This window comes from Bacillus sp. 22446, from assembly GCF_052044955.1.
GTDB classification, from domain to species: domain Bacteria; phylum Bacillota; class Bacilli; order Bacillales; family Bacillaceae; genus Bacillus; species Bacillus altitudinis.
This window is the reverse complement of record NZ_JBQEOD010000001.1, coordinates 475,201-491,842: the sequence shown is the minus strand read 5'-3', so window position 1 is coordinate 491,842 and position 16,642 is coordinate 475,201. Positions and strand designations below refer to the sequence as shown.

Sequence of the window (16,642 nt, the reverse complement as noted above, 5' to 3'; positions counted from 1 at the left end):
CATTGTTAAAAGGAGAAAATACTAATGAATTCAACACAAATTCTTAATATATTAGACGAAGAGTTTGATAATTTAAATCGTCCTATTTTTGAGTGGCGTGAAATGAATTATATTGGAAGTAAATGTACAATTATTCGCTTGAATCATCAACAGTGGTTGATAGCAATACAATCTTTCTTATTAGATAAGAAAGGTCCTTATGTGACAATAGATTTTTACCGTAATGACACACAAAACAGATATCAAAATATACTAATGGACGACTTGACTTTTAAGTTAGATAATAATAGTTACATCCCTTTTTCAGATATTGAACCCCATCATTTACAATTAATAAAAGAAATAAAGTTTAATGAAGACTCTTTTTGTTTGAAAAATCTAAATCTAAATCTAAATGATGAAATGGATAAGAGTGATAAATCTTTTTTTAGAAATCTTTATGAAATACCCTCTTTTAGAAATTTTCTTTGGAAAACACCAAGCTCTCTTTTGAATTTTGTGGGTTTAAAAGAAGGTTATGAAAAAGTATTTGAGACAGAGGAATGGGAGTATCCAGACTACTTAACAGAACCAAGCGAGACAGTATCATTTAAATCGTTCGCTCAATTTTTGGCAAATGAGGTAGACTCCGTTAATGTTGGTATCCCAAATAATCATTGGATGGAATGGAAAGATTATGATATTGATTGATCAATGAGAACATGAAGATTCAAATGAATACTTTTAAGTTTGCAAACAAACCTCCACTTATCAGTAGGAGGTTTGTTTGCTATAAAGATCATTTGAGTTTGTACAGTAATTGAGGTGAAAAAATTGAAGAAAGTTAAATTAAGCACGATGACCAAAGAATCTATCGCAGATATCGAAAAAGAAATAATAAATTCCGCACTGAATCTAGTGAAAGAAAAACAAGCAAAATTTAAAGATTTAGGGTTAACAATCAATGCTGAATTTGGAAGGTTTGTATTCGGAAAATAGAGAGGAAGAGAAATTCAAGTTTCAGATTGTTTTACAGCAGGATATCATTCATCCATAAAATGGCGAAGAGCTTCATGATGGTGAAGAAGGTGATCCAGGTTATTGTATAGACCATCTCGATATTTGGATTTGTGTATCGAATAATCTCGTTAGCAAAAAAGGATATTTAAGAGTATTTGAAAATGAATCAGATTTGTGGGGAATGATTATACCATTAATTGATGAATTGTATAAAGAAGCAACAGAAATTCTTCAAATCCTAAGCAGCTAGGATTTTTTCAACCGGTCTAAAAGGGAGAGAAATGGTGCTTAGATAGGAACAAGATAAAGTAGAGCATTTGCAGTAAGAAAGCAAGTAAAGGAAAAAGAATGAGCAAACCATTCAAAGCCATGATGAATAAAATCTTATTAGGAGGCCTATAAGAAGTGCATTTGAAAAATATACAATTAATGTCAGATAACGATCGTGGGAACTTAGCCAGCCAATCCCTTTGTATGACTGAAATGTTTTTATACGAATTAGAAAAGAAATTTCAAACGAAAGATTGTGAGGCTATTGTTTTTATATGTGGGTCTTTTAAAGACTATAAATTAATTAGTACCTCAAAAGAAGAACCTAACATGTTATTTTTAAAAAATACATATGAGCTAGAAGTACCCTTTTGTTACAGTGAATTTGAAAATGCAACAAATAAGAAAAAGATCTTAGCAGATACTTTGGAAAAAGCGATACTCTATCTGTGTGAACTGAAAAATTGGGACAGTCAGCTAGTCAAAGCGACATTTAACAAAATGAAAGAGAAGGAATATAAAGCGGAGATTAAAGGGAGAACAAAACTAAGTCCCGATAAAAAAAGAAAAGCTTACCCACTTATCGAATTAGATTTAAAAGAGTTTACTCTTTATCTTGTAGTTGAAGACAATAAAAGAAATATCTTAGATCAAAAATTAATTGCTAAAACCGATACTTACTTAGAAGAAATTTCCTATCATATGAGAGAGCTTAAGTGGTTAACGGATCATGAAGTGGCACTTTTCAAACGTGCAAATAAAACAGTTTATACAAGTATACGTTTATCGTGATAAAGCAAAATGAGAATAGCATAAAGAACACAATATATAAAGGGGTATTCTAAATGGGCTTTTGGGAAGAAGAACATAAGAAAAAGAACATCATAATTGGTGATGATGGATTAGATATTTTTGAAGAAGCGATTGAACAATTCTATGAAATGACTGAGGAACATTTGAAGAGAAAGCCAACGATTGATGAGATGCTTATGACAATTATGATGGCTTTAAACAATGGAGGTAGTCACTATTTTGATGATTTAAACGACAAAGAAGTAACGGATATTAAAATAACAACTAAAAAAGTAAAAACTTTAAGTAAAGTGGAACCAGGAGCTATATTTGAACTCCCATTAAAAGAAGTTGGGAAATTGAGCTATGCTTTGATCATTTCGGGTGAGGGGAAAAATCAATATGATGATATTTTAATCCAATACTATGATTTGTTTGTTGATGAAAGAATAGAAAAAAATGAGTTAAAACAATTGATGAAAAAAGAGAATGGACTATTTGTTGCAAATACAGGTCTGACAGGCTTTTTAAATGGTTCATGGAAAGTCATCACAAAAATAAATCAAGATTTTATAAAAGAAGAGGATCTTCAAAATCTGAAATTCGTGGAATACCGAGATGGAAATTATTACGTAAGCAAGGGGAAAGAAGGTCACAATGCACCTGTTATGGACTTAGAGGTTGCTGACCCCAAAATGGCTAAAATGATATTTAACCCGATTGGTATGCTTGGCGAATACACTATTATAAGCATTCTTTCATTATATTTTAAAGGTATGTCAATGGAGGATATTATTAAATATGAAATATAGGCAGTTTACAGCGTAAAATGAGTTTTGAGAAAGGAATGGTGTAATAAATGGCTGAACCAAAAATGCTAGACTGTTTAAATAAAATCCGAAATGTCTTAAAGGGGACGATCACAAGAGAACAAGTGTCTGATTGGGCTGAAATTTACGTTTCTGCAGACGATCCAGAAATAGACGATGATCAAGTTTGGGATATGCTGATTCTTTTAAGTGGAATTGATTTGAAAGATTCACCTAATTCTTACTTACATCCTGTAGAGGATTTGAATGACTGGTTAGAAGAATACAAATAGTTCCTATATATGAGCTTGCTAAATTCTTATGATTAAGCCCATTTATAAATAAAAGGAGTGACGCAATGTCCATGCATCCGAAAGAATTAGAAACCACCGTCCAATTACCTGCGAAAAAGCGTTATGACTATTTCATCAAAAAGATTGTTGATTTTGAAGAGGTTTGGTCATTAAGAAACGAGAAGGGGTGGGTGATGTCAGAGGATGAACATCGTGTACCGCAGCTTCATTTTTGGCCGACAGAGGAACATGCCGCTTATTGTGCGATCGACCAATGGGAAAAAACAGTGCCAGAAATGACTGATTTAGACGATTTTATAGAAGAGTGGCTGCCGGGAATGTTAGCAGATGGAATCAATCCGTCCATTTTCTATAATCGAAATAATTCGGTGTCAATTGAAATTCAAACATTAAAAGAAGATATAGAGGAAGAATTAAAAAACTACTAGTTCGACAAGAGTGGAGGTAGTTGTTTGAAACGGCTTGAAGACTTATTTATTCGTTCAGAAAAAGAATTCAAATTCTATCAGAATTTAGTAGATCATGTGTTTGACACAAATAAAGAGCTGCCACAACAAGTCTTCCGTAAGACATTTGATTGTTTTTTGTTTCAAGAGTTTGATTGGGCATTGAGTGATGATATTTTACCAACCATAAAAGAGTTATCAACTGTTACACAAGATAGAGAATTTTTGACTGCAGTCCTTCAACCAGATCCAACCGCATATTATTTGAAGGAATTTGGTTATTATCATTGGCTGAAAGCGAGTGTGAACATTTCAGGTGAGGATTATGTAAATGCACTATGGATGCACCCAAAAGGTTCCATAGCGGATAATATAATCACGAATTCGAATATAGTTGTCTGGTTAGCTCATTCTTTGCAGTGGGCGATTTGGGCAGATAGAGATATGGAAATTTGTATCATAGGAATGGTATCAACAAAAGATTCTGTGAAAAATAGGTTATTAAAAGAAGGGTGGAAACCAATGGATCACCCTGTTTTAGCAAATTGGTTTGAAGGATTATTGAAGGATCAAAAAACATTCAATGATTATTACACTCAAATGCTCTCTCATTATGCGTCATGTTACAAGCGGTGAAATGGATTATTAATGACTGATGATAGACTTACCCGAAGATATGAAAGGAGCATAAAGTGAAACATTTGTTTATATCCGATCCAAAAGAATTTGAACATGTTCTATCGTTTGTTCATTCGCTCATTCACAGTACGAAGACATTCCCTGATCAAGTGTTGAAAACGAAAACCCCTCATTATTTATTCGAAGAATTCCATTGGTTGTTATCAGATGATGGTTGGGAAATGTTAAAAGGTTTAGCTTTGAATCATCATGATGACTATATACTCATGGCTGTATTAGATGAGCAGAAGAGCATGGATGATTATTATCATGATTTTGGTTATTATCCTTGGGTGAAAGTACCGTTAAACCTCACACCAAGTGATTACCTCGATCTCTTAACGGATTATCCGATAGAGAGTGTAAATGATAGCATAATGGATATTGCTTCACGTGTGATATGGGTTTCCCCTTCTGCAAAATGGATCATTTATGGCGATAGAGGTTATGAGATAGGAGTACTAGCGATTCTTCAATTAGAACAAATGAATAAACAATTGTTAAAAACGTGGAGAATTTTAGATGAGATTGTATTAGGCTGGATTTCAGTTGTATTTCCGAATCAAAAACTTCCTGATGATTTTAGAAAAGAACTGATTCGAAATTATACTAATTTTTTGGGGAGTGAATGAGATGTTTAGCAGTATTGAGAAATGGATCGATTATTTAGATGGTGTCTGTGAGGTACTGGCATTCTCATTTGATTTTTTTCGTAAAGAACTAGTCATAAACATTAGTATAAGTGAAATAAATGATGCTCGGTATCATGAATTGCGATTTATGAATGTGGCGAGTCTTTATTATAATGGAGGTGAAGGTAATGATAGATTTGAAGAATTGATACAAGAAGAGATGAATTGGCAAATTTTTGAATGTAGTTACCATCCTAATGGGATAGGGAACCTTAAAAATGTACTTCTTGAAGAATTTGATTCAAATGCAAATTTTCTATTTAACATCAATGGGATGTTACTCGCAATAGAATCGAAAAACGTATGTTTCGATTCACAAGAATTTATTTGCAGTGTATAGGAAGATCTCATTAGCGTCTAAATAAGAATTAAAAACAATGAGAGATTGGGGAAAATCCATGAAAATCAGCCGAGGTAAACAAGGTTTATTCGATGATTTAAAACAACGTTATCAATACTTATTAGATTCATCTTATCCAGATGAAATCGTCTCTTTTGAAGCAGAAACTGGTATATTTTCAGATGACTTTTATTTATTTTTTTCACTTGTTGCAGGCAGCTTAAGTTATGTGGTCGATCATAAACGAATACCGAAAAAACAGTTAAACGTGCTGCGTCAGTCATTTGAAGAGCAATATCCCCAAATCAAATCGTATCAAGAGATCCTTGAATCATATCCTTTACTGCACTCCTATGTTCAATACCATGAAGAAACAAGAAAACGAATCATTGCACTGATACAATAACCTCTTGGAGGACAAACGATGACATGGTTTTTAGATGAAAAAGTCCAGAAACAAATCCCTGATTTCAATATCAACCATCTAAAGCAAATCAATGAATTTCACTACTTTAAAGAGTATAATGAACATTACGACTTGATCAACTGTATTCATCTACACATCCCATACGAATCTGCAACCCATAAAGCAGACATTCATCTGAAATTTACCAACGTCTCTTCTGTTCAAATCAAAGATTTGGAGTTAACAAACGATTCCTCTCTTTTTTTGAACATTCAACTTTTGGATAGAGGCTGGGAATATTTGAATTACTTTGTCGAAGATTATGAAGAACAGTATTTTTCTTTTTATTGTGAAACGATTCAAGTCATACAAGTCGTATCAAATGAATCGGGCTAGTCGCTCTACATATGTGCAAATCATGCTTCCCCATCCTAACACAGAAAGGTGCAATGACATTGAATCGAATGATGAAGTGGCTTTTATTTGCGGCAGTCATCGCTGGCTTATTGGTATGCGCATTCTTTGTGTTCCGTTTCAACCAGCCTAAGCCGACGACAAACATCCATTATGCAGACACACAAAACAAACAGCAAACACTCGATATGTACATGCCAAAGGACAAAGATGAAGACAAAAAGAAGAAGCATCCAGTCATGATCTATCTCCATGGCGGAGGCTGGACAGGCGGCGATAAGAATAGAGTCGCTTCAAAGGCTGATTATTTTACCGGTCAAGGGTATGTGTTTGTTTCAATGAATTACAGGCTTCACCCTGATGCCAACTACGAGCAGATGGCAGATGATACGGCGAATGCTATTAAGTGGGTGAAGGATCATGCAGATGAATATCAAATCGATTCGTCAAAAATCAATGTCATGGGTCACTCAGCGGGCGGTCATTTGACGGCGCTGGTTGCCACAGATTCGACCTACTTGAAACGTGTGGGGCTGTCGCCAAAAACAATCAATTCCATTGTTGTTCTAGACGGACCGTTAAACCTCAATCAATTTATACAAGCTATCCCATCGTACAAAAAAGTCTTTGGCAAACAAGAGGAGAATTGGACAAAGGCATCACCGGTCACTTATATGAATCAAACGAATGTACCGCCTGTTTATTTGGTCACAGGATGGGAAAATCCTGAGGTGTACCGATTTGCAGAAAAACTGAATCATGATAAAGGTTCTAAGTTTGTCTTTCGGGTTCATTCGCTGAGCCACAGTGATTTAAATAAATGGTTTGGATCTGACAGAGCGCCAAAAGAAGCGCAAGAGATGACAAAGGCTGTGATGGCTTTCGTCAAAAAACAAAATCAATAACAAAGACTGTATGCTAGGGCAATCCATTTTGCCGCAGTATATGATAAAGTGGTTTTAGATCAAAGGAGTGTATGTCGTTGTCATCACGTATGGAAAATAAAGTGTTCAATTGCGAAAAAGAGCTGACGCTGAATATTATCGGCGGGAAGTGGAAAATGCTGATCTTATGGCACCTTGGCAGAGAAGGGACAAAACGGTTTGGTGAGTTAAAGTCGTTAATGCCTGGGATTACGCAAAGAATGCTTGTCAATCAGCTAAGAGAATTAGAGGAAGATCATATTGTGCATCGGGAGGTTTATCCTGTCGTTCCGCCAAAGGTTGAGTACTCTCTCACAGAACTCGGAGAAAGCTTAATGCCGATTTTAGAGGCGATGTATGATTGGGGCAAACAATATCTCGACAGCAATTTTTTAAAGGATGATAAATAGAAAGACGATAGATGTAGACAAAGAGCTAAAATCATTTTATTTTAGCTCTTTGTTTTCTTTTCAGCGTGACTTGAAAACCTTTGCAGTTTAGGAAGGACGAGTACTGGAGCGGCATCACAACACAGACTTGACACCGAATGCGAGGATTTGTCAGTACGTTTAGATACTGGTCGAAAAGACAGTGTCTTTTTTGTAACCATATGCGAAAAAGTATAGTATGTAAAAAAAAAGTGCGTACTTGGATTGCTTCCATCCTGTTGTTATACTCATTTCATCGTTCAAGAAGCCCTATTCACGGAGCTCTTGAAGATGAGATGAAAAAACGGGAGTGAACGTTCATGAAATTACAATTAGCGTTAGATTTAGTGAATATACCAGAAGCGATCGAGCTGATCAAAGAAGTAGAAGCGTCTATTGATGTGGTGGAAATTGGGACACCTGTTGTGATCAACGAAGGGCTTCGTGCTGTAAAAGAAGTCAAACAGGCGTTTCCGAATTTACGTGTGCTGGCGGATCTTAAAATTATGGATGCTGCCGGTTATGAAGTGCAGCAGGCATCTGAAGCTGGAGCGGATATCGTCACGATTCTTGCGGCAGCGGAAGATATGTCTATCCAAGGAGCGGTGAAGGAAGCAAAAGCAAGAGGGAAACAAATTTTAGTTGATATGATTGGGATCAAAGATATCGCCGGCCGTGCGAAAGAGCTGGATGAGCTTGGGGTAGATTATATTTGCGTGCACACAGGCTATGACCTGCAAGCGGTTGGTCAAAACTCATTTGCTGACCTCATGACCATTAAACAAGTGGTCAAACAGGCAAAAACAGCGATTGCAGGCGGTATTAAGCTTGATACATTGCCTGAAGTCGTCAAATTAAATCCAGATTTGATTATTGTCGGCGGCGGCATTGCGGCTCAAGACAATAAAGCAGAAGTGGCTGCGCAAATGAAGCAGTTGATTGCACAATCATGAAAATAAGTGACTATGTGAGAGTAATTCTAAGCGAGCTTTCTGAACACTCGCCCGCGATTCAAGACGAACAAGCAGAGCAGCTTGTCAAAAGCATTTTAGCGGCTCGAAAGGTCTTCGTCGCAGGGGCTGGCAGGTCTGGTTTGATGGGGAAATCGTTTGCGATGAGACTCACGCATATTGGTGTTGAAGCTTATGTGATCGGTGAAACGAATATGCCTGCTTTTACATCTGAGGATTTATTGATTGTAGGGAGCGGTTCTGGCCGAACAGAGACGCTACTTGTGCTCGCGAAAAAGGCAAGGGGGATTGGCGGAAGCGTGGCGTCGTTCACGCTTTCAGCTGAGTCACCTATAGCTGATCTATCGGATGAAGTCATCTTACTGTCAGGTGCGCCAAAGGATCAACATGAAGGAAACCATCATACGATTCAGCCGATGGGCTCATTATTTGAGCAAACTTTGCTTCTTATGTACGATGCGGTCATCTTGAGATTGATGGAATTGAAAGAGCTCGACACCCATAAAATGTACGGTCACCATGCGAACTTAGAATAGCCATGATGAAAACCTTTCCTTTTTTGAAGGAAAGGTTTTTTTATTACATGGTACTTAAAAAGAAGGATCACTTGACATAAAGGATAAGATGTAACTATAATAGTTACATCTTGGAAGAAAAAACGTAAGCAACGGAAGGAAGATGAAGATGAAAGTGCAAATTTGGTCAGATATCGCCTGTCCTTTTTGTTATATAGGAAAAAAACAGTTGGAAACAGCGCTTGAGCAATTTCCTCATAAAGAACAGGTAGAAGTAGAGTTTAAAAGCTTTGAGCTTGATCCGAATGCACCTGTTGCAGTGGATTATGATGTGCATGATATGCTTGTCAAAAAATATGGCATGAGCCGCAGCCGGGCCATCGCGATGAATGAACAGGTGAAACAGGCGGGCAAGGAGAAAGGAATCGATTTTCAATTCGATCCACTCGTTTTGACAAACACCTTTGATGCCCACCAGCTCGCTCAATATGCTGGAAAAATGGGAAAAGGCGATCTCGTCATGGGAGAGCTGTTTCAAGCGTATTTTACAGATGGAAAGCATGTTGGTGATCGTCAAACCCTTTTAGATATCGCAGAAAAAGCAGGCCTTGATCAGAACGAAGTACAAAAGGTTCTAGACGGGCAAGAATTTGCAGACGATGTACGAGAAGATGAAAAAGAAGCAAGACAGCTCGGGATTTCTGCTGTGCCTTTTTTCTTGATCAATGACAAATATTCGGTTGCTGGTGCACAGCCAGCAGATACGTTCCTTCGTGCCCTTGAAACGGCTTGGACAGAAGAGGCAGTGCAAACGGAGAAAGCGGCTGATGCTTCATTTGAAGAAGCATGTGCAGATGGCGTATGTGCAGTACCTTCACCTAAAGAAGAAGTATAATCGGCATTTTCCCTATCTTTAATAAAAGATAGGGATTTTTGTTGATTAATAATTAACATACCTTTATACTTAAGTTATCTTAATTATGAAGGTGATGACAGTGACATCCAAAACAACGATGATCCAAGAATTAAACCAAATCGAAGCGCGCATCCATCAAAAGCTCCGATTAGAGTTTGAAGAGTTATTTGTAGATGAGTTAACTGATAAGCAGCACATTGTCCTTGATTTCGTAGAGCGAAAAGGGGGAAGCTCACCTATTCAAATTGCTCAGCAACTAGGCATCACCCAAAGTGCTGTGAGCCAGTTGTTAAACACGCTTGAAAAAAAAGAATGGGTTCGCCGCAGCATCAACCCGCAAAATCGTCGGGAATTGCACGTTGAACTTTCTGAAAAGGCAAAGACGTACTTGGAGAATATGAGAAAGATAGAACTTGCGATCATTGAAAAATACTATTCAAAATTAAGCCTCGAAGAGATCAACACATTGACATCCATTTATACAAAGCTTGATCAATTGATTGTAGATCAAAATGAAGGGGAAGGATGATGATCCATTGATGATGCTCAAACAAGAAGTACAGCGAATTGCCTCTTCTTATACGGAGAAAAAGAAACAGGCACTGCTTGTGATCGGACTGATTCATCAAGGAGAAAGACATGTTTTTCATTTCGGAGATCACCCCATACGGCAGCGCGTCCAGCCTGAGGAGGTCATTTTTGAAATCGGCTCTATTTCAAAAGTCTTTACGACAAGTATATTGGCAAGCATGATTCAAAAAGGGCAGATGAAGCTAGACGATTCCATTTCACTGTATTGTCCTGAAATAAGAAAGAATCACCCCATTCAAATAGAACAGCTGGCAATCCATACGTCTGGACTTCCTTCATATCGTTTTCTCAGAGATTTACAACTAAGGTTCCTTCCAAAAGTGAGAAGAGATATGTACTGTCAATACTCCCTCGATGAATTAATGAAATTGTTACACTCGAAAAAATGGAATGAGCGAAAAGAATACCCATCTCGTTACTCCAATGTAGGGATGGGACTCCTCGGGTTGATCATGGGATGGTCTCTTCACAAAACATATGAAGAGCTGCTGACTGAATATATCGTGGATGAGCTGAAACTATCGAACACCTTTATTACGATCAAGGAGGAGGTCCAAGAGAAGATGATCCTAGGTCATCAAGAGAATGGAAAAGAGGTTCCTCCGCTTCAGATGCATGACTATCAAGGGGCTGGTGCGATTCGGTCGACGGTCACTGATTTGCTTTCATTTCTCTCTGCACATATGAGTGCAGACGCCGCTTCTCCATGGAAAATGATCCACGAGCCAAAGGTGAAGATAGGTAAAAACATGTCAATGGGACTCGGGTGGGTCATAGATGATACGGGATTGATTTGCCATAATGGTGCCACTTCTGGTTTCTCCAGCTTCATGGGCTTCCGCCCACATTCAAAAACAGGAGTGGTCGTCTTGTCTAACTATCGCAATCGTATCACGCAAGACTCTCCCGACCGAATTGCTTATGACGTGATGAATATGCTTGAACAAGAGCCTAAAGTCAAATGAGCCTCCTATGAAGAGGGCTCATTTTTTCTTGCGTTCAGCTCTTTAATCGTTTCACCAGGAACGAGTGCAGGCTCATAAAATGTTTGATCAGGGAGATTCTTTTTCCCTTGTACTTTTTTAATCATCCAGTCTGCCGCATCTCGTCCCATTTGCTCTTGAGGGTGTGTCAGCGTTGTCAGTTTCACATGGGCATTTTTTTGGGCAATATACGAGTTATCCTGTCCAATAATGGAAAGATCATCTGGAATAGATAAACCCATTTCACTACATACATTTGCTACTTCTAATCCTACCTCATCGTTATAGCAAACAAGGGCTGTCAGCTCATGCTGGTGCGCTTGTAAAAAGGTTTTTATATGATCCCCTAAATACTGCTTCGATTCTGTATCGAAAAAAAGAACATGCTCTGGTAGGAAATTGAGCTTCGCTTCACCGAGTGCCTGAATATAGCCTTTCATTCGATATTTTCCTTGTAAATCATCTGTTTTTGAAATCAGTCCAATGTGCTGATGCCCAGAGGTGATCAGCTCCTTTGTCGCTAAATAGCTGGACTTTACATCATCCAAACAAAGGAAGGGGACCTCTAACTGCTCATAGTAGGCATTGATCATAATAAGCGGTACATCCTGTTCTTTAAAGGATAGGTAGTACGAAATGTTTGGATTATATAAGTTGCTTTTTGTCGGTTCGACAATTAATCCGTCCACACCAAAGGACAGCATCATTTCAAGCGCTTTTTTCTCTTGCTCCACATCGTTATTTGTACTCGCCAGTAACAAAGAATAGTTCTCTTCATTTAATCGGCTTTCGATGCCCCGAATGATCGACGGGAAAATGTAATCGGATATGTATGTGGTGATGACGCCAATCGTTTTCATATGAGCATGTCCAGCAGGTTTTGTTTGATATTGATTGGTGACAAATGTGCCTGAGCCTTTTTCACTTCTTAAAAAACCTTCACTTGATAATTCCAAGATGGCTTTTCGCACCGTATGCCGGCTTACTTGATACATCTCTTGTAAGCTTGATTCGGTTGGAATACGCTCCCCGATCCGGTAATCCCCTGTCAGTATTTTGCTTTTTATATCATCCATAATGATCTGGTACTTCTTTTTCATCGTTTCACTTCTTTCACAGTTGATCCTCTACTCGGATTGAGAAGAACTTGTATGGACATATTTTAACATGGTTGCTTAATCAAAAACAGACGCTTACAGTGTCTACTGTCTGATCCTTAGAGAATATAAAAGTTTTTGTCTGATTATGTATGCACAACTATATTTATTATTGACATATGTACGGACAAATATTATATTATTTTTGTGCACAGGTAAAGGTGAATCAAACGAAAAAGATATTTGAAACCGTTATCATCTTGGAGGTGAACAAAATGAATCGTGAAAAGGCGGCCAAAGCCATTAGAGAAGGCAGGACATCTTTGGGCATTGAATTTGGTTCCACACGAATTAAAGCGATTTTAATAGATGAAGAGTTTCAGCCAATTGCGCAAGGTGCATTTGAATGGGAAAGTTCTCTTCAAGAAGGAATATGGACGTACAACTTAATTGAGATCATTACAGGTCTTCAAGTGGCATACCGTCAGATGAAAGAACAGGCTGCACAATTGTATGGGGTGACGATTCAAACCATTGGCTCCATCGGGATATCTGCGATGATGCATGGCTATGTCGCCTGTCATCATACAGGAGAAGTCCTCGTCCCGTTTCGAACGTGGCGGAATGGAACAACGACCGAGGCGAGTCAAAAGCTAACAGATGTATTCCGATTTCATATTCCAGAAAGATGGAGTATCGCTCACTTATACCAAGCGATACTAGGAGAGGAAAAACATCTGTCCCGGTTAGAGTATGTGACCACTTTGTCCGGCTACATTCACTGGCTGCTAACAGGGAAGCAGGCCATCGGAATTGGCGATGCGTCGGGAATGTTCCCCATTGATGAAAAAACGAAGGATTACAACGAAGTGATGCTTCATCAATTTGAAGCATTGATTGCAGAAAAAGGCTATCCGTGGAAGCTTCGTCATCTTTTGCCGCGCGTCTATTTAGCAGGCGAAGAAGCTGGTGTGTTAACAGCAGCTGGAGCAGCGATTTTAGACCAAGGCAAACAGTTGCAGCCAGGTATCCCTTTTTGCCCGCCAGAGGGTGATGCAGGAACAGGGATGGTCGCAACAAACAGTGTGGAAAAGAGGACAGGGAATATTTCAGTTGGGACATCTGTATTTGCCATGATTGTGTTAGAGCATCATTTAAAAGGTGTGTACCCAGAGGTGGATCTTGTCACGACACCAGATGGCCTGCCAGTCGCGATGGTTCATGCCAACAATTGTACAAGTGACCTCAACGCTTGGATGAATCTATTCAGAGAAGCGTTTGAAGCAATGGGTCAGCCAGTTGAAACAGAAAGATTGTACGAAACTCTATTAAATCAAGCTTTAGAAGCAGATCATGATGGGGGCGGGCTTTTAAGCTATGGCTATTATTCTGGTGAAAATATTACGAGACTAAAAGAAGGAAGACCTCTTTTTGTTAGATCTCCTCAAAGCCGGTTTACCCTTGCTAATTTCATTCGGACGCATCTCTTCTCTGCATTTGGCGCAATGAAAATTGGGATGGATCGTTTAAAAGCACATGAACAAGTCAAGATTGATCGCTTACTAGGACATGGCGGTTTATTTAAAACACCGATAGTTGGGCAAAAAATGGTCGCTGCTGCACTCGGGACACCTGTATCCGTCGTATCAACTGCGGGAGAAGGCGGTGCGTTTGGGATGGCGGTCCTTGCTTCATATATGCTCAATCACCAGCAGCAAACCCTGAGCCATTTTCTCAAGCAACAAGTGTTTGCCCATACATTAGAAGAGCTTATTGATCCTGATCCACTGGATGTTAAAGGTTTTGAGGAATTTATAAAGCGCTATCAAGAAGGACTCCCGATAGAAAAAGCGGCAGTAGAACATTTGACGCCACAGAAAGGAGCGGCACCTGTATGTTAGAGCGGTTAAAAGAAGAAGTGTTTCAAGCGAATCTAGATCTGCCAAAGTACGGACTTGTGAAATTTACATGGGGCAATGTCAGTGCGTGCGATCGTGACAGTGGACTGTTTGTCATTAAGCCAAGCGGCATAGCGTATGACAAATTATCAGCAAAAGACATGGTCGTGGTCGATTTTGACGGTCAAGTGGTCGAGGGAGAATTCAATCCTTCTTCCGATACTGCCACACATGCTGTTCTTTACAAACACTTTGAGGAAATTGGCGGCATTTCACATAGCCATTCGATGTGGGCAACGGTATGGGCGCAAGCTGGACTTGATTTACCAGCAATGGGCACAACACATGCAGATACATTTTACGGACCTGTTCCGTGCGCTCGATTTCTCACAGAAGAAGAGGTGAATCGCGGGTATGAGGTGGAAACAGGACACCTGATCATTGAAACGTTTGAGAAAAGACAAATAGATGTCATGGCGGTTCCTGGTATTTTGCTACAAGGTCATGGTCCCTTTACGTGGGGAAAAGATGCAAAAAGTGCGGTAACGAACAGTGTCATTTTAGATGAAGTAGCGAAAATGAACCTGTTTGCAAAGCAATTGAACGAATATGCGGAGCCTCTTCCGCAGGTGATTTTAGATAAACATTATTTAAGAAAACATGGAACACATGCGTATTACGGACAAAAACCTTCAAGATAAAGAAAAGAGGGATTTCTATGTTAACAAGTCAGAAGAAAGAATGTTGGTTTGTCGTCGGGTCACAGCACTTATATGGGGACGAGGCACTGAAGCAAGTGAAGGCAGATGCGCAAAAGATAACAGATGCCTTAAATGAGAGCGGTTTGCTGCCTTATCCAATTATTCTGCAGGAACTGGCGGTTAGTGCGGATCAAATCACAGAGCTGATGAAAGAGGTCAACTATCGTGATGAGGTCATCGGTGTGATGACTTGGATGCATACGTTTTCTCCAGCAAAAATGTGGATACGTGGTACGTCTCTTTTGCAAAAGCCTCTTTTGCATCTCGTCACGCAATACTATGAAAACATTCCGTGGGACACGATTGATATGGACTATATGAATCTCCATCAATCGGCACATGGAGACAGAGAGTACGGCTATATCAATGCACGTTTAAATAAGCAAAACCAAATCGTTGCAGGTCATTGGTCGAAGCAGGAGGTGAAGCAGCAAATCGCTGATTGGATGGACGTTGCGGCTGCCTATCATGAGAGCTTCCACATTAAAGTGGCTCGGTTTGGTGACAATATGCGCCACGTTGCGGTGACAGAAGGAGATAAAATTGAAGCGCAGATCCAGCTGGGATGGACCGTTGATTACTTTGGAATTGGCGATCTTGTGAACTATGTAAATGCTGTGGAAGAAGCAGAAGTTGATGCTCTGTTTGCTGAGTACTTAACGTTATATGACGTGGATTATGGGAGCTATTCGGCAGAAGAATGGCAACAAAGTGTAAAAGTGCAAGCACGATATGAAATTGCCATCAAACGTTTTTTAGATGAAGGCGGCTACAATGCCTTTACGACAAACTTTGAAGATTTACATGGCATGAAGCAGCTTCCGGGTTTAGCCGTTCAGCGACTGATGGCAAAGGGATATGGCTTTGCGGGTGAAGGGGATTGGAAAACCGCCGCACTGGATCGTTTATTAAAGGTGATGAGCCATCATCAATCGACTGGTTTTATGGAAGATTACACATATGAAATGACTGCTGGTCAGGAAGCAGTGCTGCAATCTCATATGCTAGAAGTAGATCCTGCGCTTGCACATACAAAACCTGTCATTGTCGTGTCTCCGCTAGGCATTGGAAACCGGGAAGACCCAGCACGTCTTGTGTTTGATGGAAAAGCAGGCGAGGGCGTTGTTGTCTCCATTGCTGATTTTGGAACACATTTCAAATGGCTGATTCAAGAAGTGGAAGCCTTTGAGCCGCAGGAAGCAGCACCACATTTACCGGTAGCACGAGTCCTCTGGAAAATCAAACCGAACTTTCAAGATGGCGTCAAAGCATGGATTAAGCACGGCGGAGGTCATCATACAGTCGTATCTCTCAATTTAACGGTTGATCAAATTGTTCATTTTGCAAAGCTTGTGAATGCAGAATATGTGGTTTTATAAAGAAGGGTGAAATGCATTCT

The 16,642-nt window shown here is 39.2% G+C and carries 22 protein-coding genes; 21 read left to right on the top strand and 1 reads right to left on the bottom strand.

The window, feature by feature from the left end; all coding sequences use genetic code 11:
* The first annotated feature begins 24 nt into the window (after positions 1-24).
* The 18 genes from ACTJJD_RS02715 to ACTJJD_RS02630 all read left to right on the top strand — a co-directional run bounded on the left by ACTJJD_RS02715 (position 25) and on the right by ACTJJD_RS02630 (position 11,469).
* Positions 25-690, top strand: coding sequence for a DUF7003 family protein (locus ACTJJD_RS02715; protein ID WP_440608078.1), 666 nt, complete (start codon positions 25-27; stop codon positions 688-690).
* Positions 691-813: 123 nt separating this feature from the next.
* Positions 814-978: a hypothetical protein gene (locus ACTJJD_RS02710; protein ID WP_440608077.1), complete on the top strand. Its 165-nt coding sequence runs from the start codon at positions 814-816 to the stop codon at positions 976-978.
* A gap of 426 nt (positions 979-1,404) precedes the next feature.
* A complete protein-coding gene (locus ACTJJD_RS02705; protein WP_440608076.1) occupies positions 1,405-2,061 on the top strand; it encodes a hypothetical protein in 657 nt (218 codons plus the stop codon).
* Positions 2,062-2,114: 53 nt separating this feature from the next.
* Positions 2,115-2,873: an Imm26 family immunity protein gene (locus tag ACTJJD_RS02700; protein WP_375829959.1), complete on the top strand. Its 759-nt coding sequence runs from the start codon at positions 2,115-2,117 to the stop codon at positions 2,871-2,873.
* A 47-nt stretch (positions 2,874-2,920) separates the two neighbouring features.
* Entirely contained in the window at positions 2,921-3,163 is a 243-nt protein-coding gene (locus ACTJJD_RS02695) for a DNA-binding protein (protein ID WP_035390920.1), read from the top strand.
* 65 nt (positions 3,164-3,228) lie between these two features.
* A complete protein-coding gene (locus tag ACTJJD_RS02690; protein WP_081832184.1) occupies positions 3,229-3,612 on the top strand; it encodes a DUF2750 domain-containing protein in 384 nt (127 codons plus the stop codon).
* Between the two features lie 24 nt (positions 3,613-3,636).
* The gene (locus ACTJJD_RS02685; protein ID WP_440608075.1) at positions 3,637-4,266 is read left to right on the top strand and encodes a hypothetical protein; all 630 of its coding nucleotides are present in this window, start codon (positions 3,637-3,639) and stop codon (positions 4,264-4,266) included.
* A 56-nt stretch (positions 4,267-4,322) separates the two neighbouring features.
* A complete protein-coding gene (locus ACTJJD_RS02680) occupies positions 4,323-4,940 on the top strand; it encodes a hypothetical protein (protein WP_440608074.1) in 618 nt (205 codons plus the stop codon).
* A gap of 1 nt (position 4,941) precedes the next feature.
* Positions 4,942-5,340: a YxiG family protein gene (locus ACTJJD_RS02675; RefSeq protein ID WP_163116333.1), complete on the top strand. Its 399-nt coding sequence runs from the start codon at positions 4,942-4,944 to the stop codon at positions 5,338-5,340.
* A gap of 58 nt (positions 5,341-5,398) precedes the next feature.
* On the top strand, positions 5,399-5,746 hold the full coding sequence (locus ACTJJD_RS02670) for a YxiJ family protein (RefSeq protein ID WP_440608073.1): 348 nt from the start codon (positions 5,399-5,401) through the stop codon (positions 5,744-5,746).
* 18 nt (positions 5,747-5,764) lie between these two features.
* The gene (locus tag ACTJJD_RS02665; RefSeq protein WP_008342582.1) at positions 5,765-6,142 is read left to right on the top strand and encodes a hypothetical protein; all 378 of its coding nucleotides are present in this window, start codon (positions 5,765-5,767) and stop codon (positions 6,140-6,142) included.
* Positions 6,143-6,195: 53 nt separating this feature from the next.
* Positions 6,196-7,065, top strand: a complete 870-nt coding sequence (locus ACTJJD_RS02660; protein WP_206113976.1) for an alpha/beta hydrolase — start codon at positions 6,196-6,198, stop codon at positions 7,063-7,065.
* Between the two features lie 71 nt (positions 7,066-7,136).
* The gene (locus ACTJJD_RS02655) at positions 7,137-7,493 is read left to right on the top strand and encodes a winged helix-turn-helix transcriptional regulator (RefSeq protein ID WP_012010675.1); all 357 of its coding nucleotides are present in this window, start codon (positions 7,137-7,139) and stop codon (positions 7,491-7,493) included.
* A 338-nt stretch (positions 7,494-7,831) separates the two neighbouring features.
* Positions 7,832-8,464 carry a 3-hexulose-6-phosphate synthase gene (hxlA, locus tag ACTJJD_RS02650; RefSeq protein WP_007501390.1) on the top strand — a complete coding sequence of 211 codons (633 nt, stop codon included), beginning with the start codon at positions 7,832-7,834 and terminating at the stop codon, positions 8,462-8,464.
* The gene (gene hxlB, locus ACTJJD_RS02645) at positions 8,461-9,018 is read left to right on the top strand and encodes a 6-phospho-3-hexuloisomerase (RefSeq protein ID WP_440608072.1); all 558 of its coding nucleotides are present in this window, start codon (positions 8,461-8,463) and stop codon (positions 9,016-9,018) included. Before hxlA ends, hxlB begins: the two co-directional genes overlap by 4 nt.
* Positions 9,019-9,166: 148 nt before the next feature.
* A complete protein-coding gene (locus ACTJJD_RS02640; protein ID WP_024718774.1) occupies positions 9,167-9,892 on the top strand; it encodes a DsbA family oxidoreductase in 726 nt (241 codons plus the stop codon).
* Positions 9,893-9,986: 94 nt separating this feature from the next.
* Positions 9,987-10,442 carry a MarR family winged helix-turn-helix transcriptional regulator gene (locus ACTJJD_RS02635; protein WP_202394234.1) on the top strand — a complete coding sequence of 152 codons (456 nt, stop codon included), beginning with the start codon at positions 9,987-9,989 and terminating at the stop codon, positions 10,440-10,442.
* 10 nt (positions 10,443-10,452) lie between these two features.
* Positions 10,453-11,469, top strand: coding sequence for a serine hydrolase domain-containing protein (locus tag ACTJJD_RS02630; RefSeq protein ID WP_440608071.1), 1,017 nt, complete (start codon positions 10,453-10,455; stop codon positions 11,467-11,469).
* A 5-nt stretch (positions 11,470-11,474) separates the two neighbouring features.
* Here ACTJJD_RS02630 and ACTJJD_RS02625 read toward each other — a convergent pair whose 3' ends face one another.
* A complete protein-coding gene (locus ACTJJD_RS02625) occupies positions 11,475-12,587 on the bottom strand; it encodes a GntR family transcriptional regulator (RefSeq protein WP_440608070.1) in 1,113 nt (370 codons plus the stop codon).
* Between the two features lie 272 nt (positions 12,588-12,859).
* Between ACTJJD_RS02625 and ACTJJD_RS02620 the strand changes: the two genes are divergently transcribed.
* From ACTJJD_RS02620 to araA, 3 genes are read left to right on the top strand one after another with little or no spacing between them, the layout of a single operon-like run.
* Positions 12,860-14,485, top strand: a complete 1,626-nt coding sequence (locus ACTJJD_RS02620) for a xylulokinase (RefSeq protein ID WP_440608069.1) — start codon at positions 12,860-12,862, stop codon at positions 14,483-14,485.
* On the top strand, positions 14,479-15,183 hold the full coding sequence (locus ACTJJD_RS02615) for an L-ribulose-5-phosphate 4-epimerase (RefSeq protein ID WP_007501382.1): 705 nt from the start codon (positions 14,479-14,481) through the stop codon (positions 15,181-15,183). Before ACTJJD_RS02620 ends, ACTJJD_RS02615 begins: the two co-directional genes overlap by 7 nt.
* A 17-nt stretch (positions 15,184-15,200) precedes the next feature.
* Positions 15,201-16,622, top strand: a complete 1,422-nt coding sequence (gene araA, locus ACTJJD_RS02610) for an L-arabinose isomerase (protein ID WP_217966971.1) — start codon at positions 15,201-15,203, stop codon at positions 16,620-16,622.
* Positions 16,623-16,642 lie beyond the last annotated feature (20 nt).